This is a genomic window from Photobacterium gaetbulicola, assembly GCF_003025515.1.
GTDB lineage: Bacteria > Pseudomonadota > Gammaproteobacteria > Enterobacterales > Vibrionaceae > Photobacterium > Photobacterium gaetbulicola.
Window position 1 is genome coordinate 68,231 of sequence record NZ_PYME01000023.1, and the last position, 11,341, is coordinate 79,571.

An 11,341-nucleotide genomic window follows, 5' to 3' on the forward strand; every position below is an offset into this window, starting at 1 on the left:
GCTGTGGTGCTGTGGTGCTGTGGTGCTGTGGTGCTGTGCAAGCCCAGCTTTAAGTGATGACAGTGTCAAACTTTGGCTTAATCAAAGCCCCTTAATCCGGCTGAAAGCACTATTAATCTATCGCTAAAGGCATGCAATAACTTAGCACTCCATAGGGCCATAGGGCCATAGAACCGCTATTACGACTCCAGAATCACCGTCGCCACCGCGTACTTCTTCTCGTCGGCAATGGTCAGGTGGACATGGTTGACCCCCATCGCCGCAGCGAGTTCAGCCGCCTTACCCGATAACGCCAGCAAGGGTTTGCCGCGCTCATCGTTGGACACGGTAAAGTCGTGGAAGGTCACCCCACAGGCAATACCGGTACCCAGCGCTTTCGAGGCAGCTTCCTTGACCGCAAAACGCTTGGCCAGATAGCGCCCCTGCTGCTTGAGCGACTGGTATATCTCGTATTCACTCGGGGCCAGCAGGCGCTGGGCAAAGGCATCACCGCTACGGGCGAAGGCTTTCTCCACCCGTTCGATATCGGCAATGTCCGTCCCTAAGCCAACAATCGCCATTAGCGACGGGCGCTCAACATTTCAGCCCGCATATCAGCAACAGCCTTCTCCAAACCATCAAACACCGCGCGGCCGATGATAGAGTGGCCGATATTTAGCTCGTACAGCTCAGGCAGTGCCGCAATCGGCTTCACGTTATGGTAGGTCAGGCCGTGGCCAGCGTTAACCTTGATACCCTGATCGTCAGCGTAGCTCGCCGCAGCAGCGATTTTCTTCAGCTCAGCCTGCTGCTCTTCTTCCGTCTCGGCATCGGCGTAATGGCCGGTATGTAGCTCGATATACGGTGCGCCACAGGCTACCGCGGCATCAATCTGGGCACGGTCGGCATCGATGAACAAGGACACTTTGATACCCGCTTCGGTCAAGGTGGCGGTTGCTGCTTTGATTTTCTCCAGCTGGCCAGCCACATCCAAGCCGCCCTCAGTGGTCAGCTCTTCACGCTTCTCCGGTACCAGACAAACAAACTCCGGCTTGGTGTCCAACGCGATCTGGACCATCTCATCGGTTACCGCCATTTCTAGGTTCATTCGGGTCTGGATGGTCTCGCGCAGAATGCGCACATCACGATCGGTGATATGACGACGGTCTTCGCGCAGGTGGATGGTAATACCGTCTGCTCCGGCACGCTCAGCTACCTCGGCCGCATGCACCGGATCCGGATAACGGGTGCCACGGGCATTACGCAGAGTCGCAATATGGTCGATATTCACGCCGAGTAAGATGTTGTTCATTTTCCGGTACTCCTTCCTCTAGGGATAAACAATTCCCTGCTTTTTAATGGCTTGCCGCCCAGATAGGGCTTTAGCGCGATACGGGTAAAGCGCTTGGCTGCCCGGAGCTGATCCGGGTTCTCGAACCGCCTAGCGGCAATCGCCTTTAGTTGTTCACCGGTGAAAGTCAGCTGGCCGACCGTCAACGAGGCGATAAATCCCCGTTGTTCCCGGTAGTTATAAGTCATGGTGTCATCCACCGGCAGGCCACTGCCCGCACAATGGAGGAAGTCCACACCATAGCCGAGATGATCGAGCAAAGCCAGTTCAAAACGGCGCAGTGCAGGCTCTGGATTCTCCGCCTGTGCCAGCTCACGCAGCACATTCAGGTAATCCAGAAACAGCACGGGGTAAGGGGTATCAGTTTCCAGCACCCGGGCTAGCAACTCGTTGACGTACATAGCCGAATAGAGGATATAACTGCGCATCGGCAAGCCGATGCTGATTGGCTCAGCATGGGTGAGTACGGGCATGGAGCCCTTGCCGGACCATTTCATGAAGAGCGGGGTAAAAGGCTGAAGCGCCCCTTTGAGGTTGGAGCGCTTGCGTCGCGCCCCCTTCGAAAGAAGGGTAAGACGGCCCGAGTCCTCGCTGAAGACGTCGAGGATCAGGCTCGTCTCGCTATAAGGACGAGTATGAAGGACAAAACAACGCTGAAGCCCTTCCATTCGCTACCTTATAAATCGTCAATATAGCCCAGGCTGCGCAGGGCACGTTCGTCATCCGCCCAACCGGATTTCACTTTCACCCACAGCTCAAGGTAAACCTTGCGCTCGAACAGATCTTCCATGTCGATACGGGCTTCACGGCCGATGGTCTTGATCTTGTCGCCACCTTTGCCGATCACCATCTTTTTCTGGCCCTTGCGCTCAACCAGGATCAGGCCATTGATGTCAAAGCCGTCGGTATCCGGGTTGTAGTCGAAACGCTCGATTTCGACCGTCACCGAGTATGGCAGCTCATCGCCGGTAAAGCGCATCAGTTTCTCACGGATGATCTCAGACGCCATGAAGCGCTGCGAGCGATCGGTCACATACTCCTCCGGGAAGTAGTGCTCGCCCTCAGGCAGGTGCTCTCGCACGATCTTCTCGACCGCATCAATGTTGGTGCCGTGTTTGGCTGATACCGGCACCACATCGACAAATTTCATCTTGCTCGAAAGCTCCTGCAAGTGCGGGAACAACTCGTGCTTGTCTTTGACGTTGTCGACCTTGTTGACCAGCAAAACGGTTGGCAGCTGGGACTTAGCCAACTTGTTAAGTACCATCTCGTCGTCTTTGGTCCACATGGTACCGTCGACTAAGAACAGCACCAGCTCGACATCGGTCAGTGAGCTACTGGCTGCCCGGTTCATCAAGCGGTTGATGGTTCGTTTCTCTTCAATGTGCAGGCCAGGGGTATCTACGTAAACCGCCTGATAGCCATCGCGAGTATCGACACCCATAATACGGTGGCGCGTGGTCTGAGGCTTACGCGAAGTAATAGATAGCTTCTGGCCGACCAGACGGTTCAGGAGCGTCGATTTGCCCACGTTCGGGCGACCGACGATGGCAATAAAGCCACAATGTTGCTTGTCTGTCATGATTCCAACTGCTTAAGCGCAATTTCTGCCGCTGCCTGCTCTGCCTTGCGCCGACTGCCGCCTTTACCGATAACAGGTTTCTCCAAACCTGCCACTTCACACTGCACCGTAAACTCTTGGTTATGGGCCTCACCATGCACTTTGGTCACCGTATAGGCTGGCAACGGCTGGCGACGCCCCTGCAGGCATTCCTGCAGACGGGTTTTCGGATCTTTCTGGTTGATGCCCGGCTTGATCGTTTCAAGTCGAGACTGGTACCAGCGCAGCACGATGCCACGTACATTTTCAATATCGCTATCTAGATAAATAGCACCGATGATTGCCTCGACACAGTCGGCCAGAATCGAATCGCGACGGAAACCACCGCTTTTCAGCTCGCCAGGACCCAGCAACAAGTGATCGCCCAGGTCGAACTCGCGGCCCAACTCGGCCAGCGTCTTGCCCCGTACCAGTGTGGCACGCATCCGGCTCATGTCGCCCTCATCCACCGCAGGGAAGCGGTGGTAAAGATCATCGGCGATCACGAAGCTGAGGATCGAGTCGCCCAGAAACTCCAGGCGTTCGTTGTGTGTCCCGTTGGCACTGCGGTGTGTCAGCGCCAGGGTCAGCAAATCAAGGTTGTTAAATTGGTAGCCCAGCTTACGCTGGAGTCTATTTGCAGGAGTGGTCATTTTTTCCCGATCAGTTTATGCCACCGATGCGGCTAAAGCGCACACCGGTAGGAATCCAAGATGGAAGTGCACTGTCAGCACCTCGTTCAAACTCAAAGCTGATCCAGATCCCGACCGCTTTGCCCACTAGGTTAGCTTCTGGCACGAAGCCCCAGTAACGGCTGTCTGCACTGTTGTCGCGATTGTCACCCATCACGAAGTACTGGCCTTCCGGCACCACCCATTCGCTGCTCCCCGGACGCGGCTGGTAGGCCAGCGTACGGTCGCGCTTGAGTGGATTAACCAGAATCTGGTGCTCATGCTCGCCCAACTGCTCGTTGAACTGCACCATTCGGGTCATGCCCTGGCTAAATTCGCTGTCGGTCATCTCGGTCAACGGTACCGGCTTGCACTCGCCTGAACCTTTCGTCGCCACACAAAGCTGTTTGTGGGCACTGTAACGAACGGTATCGCCCGGCAAGCCAACGACGCGCTTGATGTAATCGATGTTCGGCTGAGGCGGGTACTTGAATACCACAATATCACCACGCTCCGGCTCGCCGGTTTCTACCATTTGGTGGCGGAAAACCGGGTCTTTCAGACCGTAGGCAAACTTCTCAACCAGAATAAAATCGCCAACCAGCAAAGTCGGCATCATCGAACCGGATGGGATCTGGAACGGCTCATAAATAAATGAGCGAAATACCATAATGAGCGCGATCACCGGAAACATCGAACTGGCAGATTCTACCCAGCTCGGTTGCGGTGCCACGGCCTGTAGGGTTTTAGCATCCACCTGTTCGCCGGCATTGGCTGCCGCCGCTTCAATTTTCAATTGACGTTTCGGCGCCCAGATAAATTTATCCAAAGCCCAAATGATCCCGGTCACCAGTGTTGCTAGCACCAGGATAAGCGAAAAAGTATTTGCCATTATCTTCCCTACTTATATCAACTACCGAGCCAGCGGCAGCGACCTTTGCCGTTACTGCCCACTCGATATAACAATGCAGCAAGCCCGGCCTGCTGCATTGTCTTTGTTATCAATGCCTTTGCTAATGGTAGCAAGGCGGACACAAAAGCGTCCAGTGATAACAATGAGTTATAGTTACTTGTCTTTACCTACATGCAAGATAGCAAGGAAAGCTTCCTGTGGCAGTTCGACGTTACCGATCTGCTTCATTCGCTTCTTACCTTCTTTCTGCTTCTGCAGGAGCTTCTTCTTACGGCTCACGTCACCGCCGTAACACTTGGCGATAACGTTCTTGCGCAATTGCTTCACCGTCGAACGAGCGATGATGTGGTTACCGATAGCGGCCTGAATCGCGATATCAAACATCTGGCGAGGAATGAATTCCTTCATCTTCTCAACCAAGTCACGGCCGCGGTAATGGGCATTATCCTTGTGGGTGATAATCGCCAGCGCATCAACGCGGTCGCCGTTCAGCAGGATATCCACGCGAACCATGTCAGATTCTTCGTAGCGCTGGAAGTTGTAATCCAGTGACGCGTAGCCGCGAGATGTCGACTTCAGACGGTCGAAGAAATCCAGTACCACTTCCGACATCGGGATATCGTATGTCAGGGCAACCTGGTTGCCGTGGTAAACCATGTCTACCTGCACACCACGCTTCTCAACACACAGGGTGATCACGTTGCCCAGGTACTCACTCGGCACCAGGATGTTACAGCGGGCGATAGGCTCACCGATCACTTCGACATCGTTCACGGCCGGTAGCTTGGACGGGCTATCAACATAAATCATCGTGCCGTCGGTCTTCTTCACCTCGTACACTACCGTTGGTGCCGTGGTGATCAGATCCAGATCATATTCACGCTCCAGGCGTTCCTGGATGATTTCCATGTGTAGCATGCCCAGGAAGCCACAGCGGAAACCGAAGCCCAGCGCCGCAGAGCTCTCTGGCTCGTAGAACAAGGACGCATCGTTGAGGCTCAGCTTGCCCAGCGCATCACGGAAGTTCTCGTAGTCATCAGAAGAAACCGGGAACAGACCCGCATAGACCTGAGGCTTCACTTTCTGGAAGCCCGGCAGCGGCGCTTCACAACCGTGCTTGGCATGGGTCAGGGTATCACCTACCGGCGCACCAAGGATATCCTTGATACCACAGACCACCCAGCCTACTTCACCGGTGCGCAGGATATCGGTATCCACCTGTTTCGGCGTGAAGATACCGATACGGTCAACACCCCAAACCTGGCCTGTGCTCATTACCTTGATCTTGTCATTCTTCTTCAGCTGACCGTTTTTGATACGAACCAGAGAAACAACACCTAGGTAGTTATCGAACCAGGAGTCGATGATCAGTGCCTGAAGCGGTGCCTCAGGATCGCCTTCCGGCGCAGGGATGGCCGATACGATGTTCTCCAGAACATCTTCAACACCCAGACCCGTTTTCGCAGAACAGCGGGTCGCTTCCAGGGCGTCGATACCGACGATTTCTTCAATTTCTTCCGCTACGCGCTCAGGATCGGCGGCTGGCAGGTCAATCTTGTTCAAGATTGGCACGACTTCCAGATCCATCTCAATGGCAGTGTAACAGTTTGCCAATGTCTGGGCTTCTACCCCCTGGCCGGCATCAACCACCAGCAAGGCCCCTTCACAGGCCGCCAGAGAGCGAGATACTTCGTACGAGAAGTCCACGTGTCCCGGGGTGTCGATAAAGTTCAGCTGATAGGTTTCACCATCTTTGGCTGTATAGTCGAGCGTCACGCTCTGAGCCTTGATGGTAATACCGCGTTCGCGTTCAAGATCCATGGAATCAAGAACCTGAGCAGCCATTTCACGATCGGAAAGGCCGCCACAGACTTGAATCAGACGGTCGGATAGGGTCGACTTACCATGGTCGATATGTGCAATAATCGAAAAGTTACGAATGTGCTTCATGAATTGGCGTGACTAACTCGTGATTAATAAATGAATGGGATCTACAGATCAAGTTGACGGATTCTACCGAATTTCGCCGCTAGTCGCTATCTTTCGATGCGCCATTTATCGCCAACCCTGCAGAAACCGGACTTCCCAGTACCCGAATAAGGTGAGGTTTATAGGCCAAATCCCCTTCAACCCGCACCGCCAGTCGCCTTGCCAGCCATAACCCAAAGGCTGCGCACCCGAGCGCAGTCAGGATCACGCCCAGCTCTCCGCCGCCCGCCAATACCACAAACCACCATTGGCCCAGCGCCGCACCTAGCACTAAGCATAGCAAAGGTAGTACATAAACAAGGGCCGCAGAGTGAAGCATACTGCGTTCGGACAGGCCAATCTCGACCACGTCGCCGACCTTGACCGGCTTGTTGGTAGCAATGGTGAGCTGGTGCTGGCGTCCCGGCAATGCCTTGCTGACAATGCCGGTACCACAGCTATCTCGTGAGGCACAGCTACCGCAACTGGTTTGCTGCTGGCAACTGACGGTGATCTCGCCGGGCTTAGCGGCAATCACTTCAGCGAGCGAGCGCATCATGGGGTGTGGCTCCCACCGTTGCCAAACACCACCGATTCGGCAACCCGCCGGGCTGTCGCCGGGGGGATATCCCCAACAACCGTGACTTCCTTGCCGTTGAGCAGGTAGCTGTGCAGCGTCCGGCGACCTTGGCGCACCAGCTGCTCCCTGACGGTGAAGTTATCGGCCGCAGAGATGTAAATCGAGAAGCTGAACAAGCCGTCGCTGTACATCTTGCTCTCGACCGGACGCTCGGTCATCATCAGCCGGTGGCGATTGCGGGAGATCGATTCGAACCCCTGCGGCAGCCATTTCACCTGCCAGTCAAGATCCGCCTGCGGCTGGGGAGGCAGTTGCACCACCGCCGGCAACTCGACGCTCTTAAGGCTTTTCAGCACATCGGCCACTTTCGGGTTGATGACATACGACACCGCCCGGTACTGCTCTAGCGGCTCGCCGTCACGGTCTAACAAGTCGGCCCGCATCACCAGTTTGCTGCGAGTATCAATCCACAGCAGGTAGGAGTAACGGGCACCGTCTTTGGGTGCGATCCGAACCACATCACAGGCAACGCCTGCTTCACGGGCACGCCCCATCGAAATGAAGTCGTAATAGCCAGCCAGCTCATTGATATCGGTTTTCATAATTGGCGGCAGCGGTGCCACCATCTTATTGCTGTCGATGGTGAACGGATCCAATCCTGGCTCGAAATAGCTGACCTCCTGCCCGCGTTGGATCACCTCGCGCGGCGGGCCGCTGAGATAAACCAGATGAGCGTAGGTCTCGCCATCTTCCAGGGCATGGCGATAACGCAGGGGTTCAATACTGTTTTTCTTGATTAAGATATACGACAGCTCATAACTGAGCTTACGGCTAGCCTCGTCCATTTGATGCAACAAAGCCTCGGCAGAAGAAACCGGTTCTTCAGCAGAGGCTTGGCACGGCATCGCGAGGCTGACCAGTGTCAATACACCGACCAGGAGTCTCTTCATTTTTCCGCCATCGATTAATTCACTTCGAGCATGGTACGGTCAATAGAACCGTCTTCCGCGTTGAGACGAAGCTGTAATTCATAATCCTGCAGCATGGCATTGATGCGGCGACGTTGCTCCATCACCTGCTCTTCGCTCGGCCCAGCATGGCGGCTAGAGCGAACGGAATCACGTGTCAAACTAACAGGTTCGGCTGTTCCCGCAAACGGAATAGTCTCTAGAACGGGTAGTTGTGCGTCCCCAGCCGAGGTGGTCAGTGACTCTTCACCGCCATTGTATTGTTGGACACCAACAATTACTGCCAAAGAAACACTCGCGGCAACTGCCACCTGACCGAATTGGGTTAACCAAGCCGGCATTCTGCGCTTGGCCTGCTGAGGGGTCGGCTGAGCTTCCTCAATCCGCGCCTCACGCGCCGTCGCAATCGAAACTACAGAGGCAGGCTCTGCCTGTAACTGACCTGTTCCTGTATGGGCAGGTTCATCCTCCAGCGCCAGTGCTACCTTAGCCGCAATGTCCCATTCCTTGTTTTGCGGTGCTTCCCCGCGCATCACATCACCTATGAGGTTGAAGTTCTGCCAGGTCTGCTGACTGTCTTCGTCGACAGCCAATGCATTGATAATGCTCTGATCGAGTTCTTCGCCATCAAGCAATGACGAGATTTTTTCTTTATCAGCCATCTTTTTCACCGTTTGGCCCAACACTATCGCTGTGTAAGAGGTCGAATACGCTTTTCAACCGCCTCTCGCGCACGAAATATCCGGGAGCGAACTGTACCGACCGGACACCCCATGACCTCTGCGATTTCCTCATAGCTTAAGCCTTCCAGCTCGCGCAAGGTGATCGCGGTTTTGAGATCATCCGGTAATCCTTCGATGGTACTGAAAACTACCCGCCTTAATTCATCAGACAACATTTGGTTCTCAGGGTTCGAAATTTCTTTCAGTGCATTGCCACTTTCATAGTATTCCGCGTCCTCCGCATCCACATCTGACGCGGGGGGGCGACGCCCCTGAGCCACCAAGTAATTTTTTGCTGTATTGACAGCGATACGGTACAGCCATGTATAAAACGCACTTTCCCCCCGAAAGGTAGGCAAAGCCCGGTACGCCTTAATAAACGCTTCCTGAGCGACATCCGGCACATCACCGGAGTTGCTGACGTATCTGGCAACCAAGTTACAGACTTTGTTCTGATATTTCACAACCAGTAAGTTAAATGCCTGCTTGTCACCACGCTGTACCCGCTCAATTAATACCTGATCAGTTTGCTGCTCGCTCATTCGAGCGTGTACTCCTATATCAAATTCACCCGCATTCTTATCAGTTGTTCCGGCTGGAAACCAAAAAACCAACGCATTTTGCTGGTACACCTTGTGCCGAACTCGTCTTGCAATAACGAGCATGCTCAATCAAAACAATATGATAAAAATATATGAGCGTGAGCACTATTTAAGACCTAGAGAGGCTGGCAAAGTTCCCGATGAAAAAGTAATTTTCCATTAATAGTGCGCGATTTTTCCATTGTATTAAAGCAGTATGACTGCTTGATGTACGCCTTGGTCACGCCGATTTGTGCATTATATCGCTTATGACGGGGGTTTTGTGAACCATCCGTCAAAAATGAACAAAATGAATGGAATTTGGTAAGATAGCGGGATTACCACAGGGATATGAAATCATTATGAACGAAAACCGTGAACATCAATGCGATGTACTTGTAGTTGGTAGTGGTGCAGCAGGACTGTCATTGGCCCTTCGACTGGCACCTATGGGCAAAGTGATCGTCCTGAGCAAGGGACCGCGTAGCGAAGGGGCGACCTTCTATGCCCAGGGCGGGATTGCCGCCGTGTTCGACGAAGCCGACAGTGTCGACTCCCATGTCGAGGACACCCAGATTGCCGGCGCCCACCTATGCGATGAAGACGTGGTGCGCTTTATTGCCGAGAATGCCAAGCACTGTGTCCAGTGGCTGATTGACGGTGGAGTCCCGTTCGACCGCGAAGACAGCGACAGCGACGACGCCCCGCGCTATCACCTGACCCGCGAGGGCGGCCACAGCCACCGCCGTATCCTCCACGCGGCCGATGCCACGGGTATGGCCGTGCAGAACTCGCTGCAGGACAATGTTCACAACCACCCGAACATCGAGGTCCTTGAACGTCATAATGCGCTGGATCTGATCACCACCCACAAGCTGGGTCAGACTGAACAACCTAACCGGGTGCTGGGCGCCTATGTCTGGAACCGTAATCTAGAGGCCGTAGAAACCGTCAGGGCCAAATTCGTGGTGCTGGCGACAGGTGGTGCCTCGAAGGTGTACCAGTATACCTCCAATCCGGATGTCTCTTCCGGCGACGGTATCGCTATGGCTTGGCGGGCCGGCTGTCGCGTGGCCAACCTCGAATTCAACCAGTTCCACCCGACCTGTCTGTTCCACCCCGATGCCCGTAACTTCCTGCTGACCGAAGCCCTGCGTGGCGAAGGGGCCTACCTGCGCCGTCCGGACGGTTCACGGTTTATGAAGGATTTCGACCAGCGTGGCGAGTTGGCACCACGCGATGTTGTCGCCCGCGCTATCGACTTCGAAATGAAGCGCCTCGGTGCCGACTGCATGTACCTCGATATCAGCCACAAGCCAGCCGACTTTGTCATCAAGCACTTCCCGACAATATACGAGAAACTGCTCACCTTCGGCATCGACATTACCAAGGAGCCGATCCCGATAGTGCCAGCCGCCCACTACACCTGTGGCGGGGTGGTGGTCGACAAGCAGGGCCAGACCGATCTCGATGGCCTCTATGCCATCGGCGAGGTCAGCTACACCGGCCTGCACGGTGCCAACCGCATGGCCTCAAACTCCTTGCTGGAATGCGTGGTCTACGCCTGGTCCGCCGCCGAGAGCATTGCCACGCAACTGGAGAGTGTTGAACTGCCGCCCTCACTGCCTTGCTGGGATGAGAGCCAGGTCAGCTGCTCGGATGAAGAAGTGGTGATCCAACACAACTGGCACGAGCTGCGGCTGTTCATGTGGGACTACATGGGGATAGTCCGTACCACCAAGCGCCTTGAGCGGGCGATGCGCCGGATCCAATTGCTGAAAGACGAAACCGATGAGTATTACAGCAACTTCAGGGTCTCGAACAACCTGCTGGAGTTGCGTAACCTGCTCCAGGTTGCCGAACTGATGGTGCGCTGCGCCCTTGAGCGCAAAGAGAGCCTCGGCCTGCACTATACCCTCGACTACCCGGAGACAGCGGGAGAGGCCAAGCCGACCGTACTGGTCCCGGAGCAACAATAACCAAGCTAGCCATATAAAAAACGAGCGCT

The 11,341-nt window shown here is 54.7% G+C and carries 12 protein-coding genes; 1 reads left to right on the forward strand and 11 read right to left on the reverse strand.

Translation table 11 applies throughout. The annotated features are described in order from the left end of the window. Window positions 1–179: 179 nt before the first annotated feature. From acpS to rpoE, 11 genes are all read right to left on the reverse strand, one after another. Entirely contained in the window at window positions 180–560 is a 381-nt protein-coding gene (gene acpS, locus C9J03_RS18870; protein WP_044622516.1) for a holo-ACP synthase, read from the reverse strand. Beyond that, entirely contained in the window at window positions 560–1,291 is a 732-nt protein-coding gene (pdxJ, locus tag C9J03_RS18875; protein WP_044622515.1) for a pyridoxine 5'-phosphate synthase, read from the reverse strand. Before pdxJ ends, acpS begins: the two co-directional genes overlap by 1 nt. After that, on the reverse strand, window positions 1,288–1,998 hold the full coding sequence (gene recO / locus C9J03_RS18880) for a DNA repair protein RecO (protein WP_044622514.1): 711 nt from the start codon (window positions 1,996–1,998) through the stop codon (window positions 1,288–1,290). The genes pdxJ and recO overlap by 4 nt, the downstream gene beginning before the upstream one ends. A gap of 8 nt (window positions 1,999–2,006) precedes the next feature. Beyond that, entirely contained in the window at window positions 2,007–2,912 is a 906-nt protein-coding gene (era, locus tag C9J03_RS18885) for a GTPase Era (protein ID WP_044622513.1), read from the reverse strand. Then, entirely contained in the window at window positions 2,909–3,583 is a 675-nt protein-coding gene (gene rnc, locus C9J03_RS18890; RefSeq protein WP_039465247.1) for a ribonuclease III, read from the reverse strand. Before rnc ends, era begins: the two co-directional genes overlap by 4 nt. A gap of 10 nt (window positions 3,584–3,593) precedes the next feature. Further along, complete coding sequence (lepB, locus tag C9J03_RS18895; RefSeq protein WP_039465250.1) at window positions 3,594–4,493, reverse strand: signal peptidase I; 900 nt, start codon at window positions 4,491–4,493, stop codon at window positions 3,594–3,596. Window positions 4,494–4,667: 174 nt separating this feature from the next. After that, complete coding sequence (gene lepA, locus C9J03_RS18900; RefSeq protein ID WP_044622512.1) at window positions 4,668–6,464, reverse strand: translation elongation factor 4; 1,797 nt, start codon at window positions 6,462–6,464, stop codon at window positions 4,668–4,670. A gap of 79 nt (window positions 6,465–6,543) precedes the next feature. Next, window positions 6,544–7,041, reverse strand: a complete 498-nt coding sequence (locus C9J03_RS18905; RefSeq protein ID WP_044622511.1) for a SoxR reducing system RseC family protein — start codon at window positions 7,039–7,041, stop codon at window positions 6,544–6,546. Next, window positions 7,038–8,012: a sigma-E factor regulatory protein RseB gene (gene rseB / locus C9J03_RS18910; protein WP_039465256.1), complete on the reverse strand. Its 975-nt coding sequence runs from the start codon at window positions 8,010–8,012 to the stop codon at window positions 7,038–7,040. The genes C9J03_RS18905 and rseB overlap by 4 nt, the downstream gene beginning before the upstream one ends. A gap of 14 nt (window positions 8,013–8,026) precedes the next feature. Continuing rightward, on the reverse strand, window positions 8,027–8,692 hold the full coding sequence (locus tag C9J03_RS18915) for an RseA family anti-sigma factor (protein WP_039465259.1): 666 nt from the start codon (window positions 8,690–8,692) through the stop codon (window positions 8,027–8,029). A 23-nt stretch (window positions 8,693–8,715) separates the two neighbouring features. Further along, window positions 8,716–9,294: an RNA polymerase sigma factor RpoE gene (gene rpoE / locus C9J03_RS18920; RefSeq protein ID WP_039465260.1), complete on the reverse strand. Its 579-nt coding sequence runs from the start codon at window positions 9,292–9,294 to the stop codon at window positions 8,716–8,718. A 401-nt stretch (window positions 9,295–9,695) separates the two neighbouring features. Between rpoE and nadB the strand changes: the two genes are divergently transcribed. After that, complete coding sequence (gene nadB, locus C9J03_RS18925) at window positions 9,696–11,312, forward strand: L-aspartate oxidase (RefSeq protein ID WP_044624371.1); 1,617 nt, start codon at window positions 9,696–9,698, stop codon at window positions 11,310–11,312. Window positions 11,313–11,341: the final 29 nt, after the last annotated feature.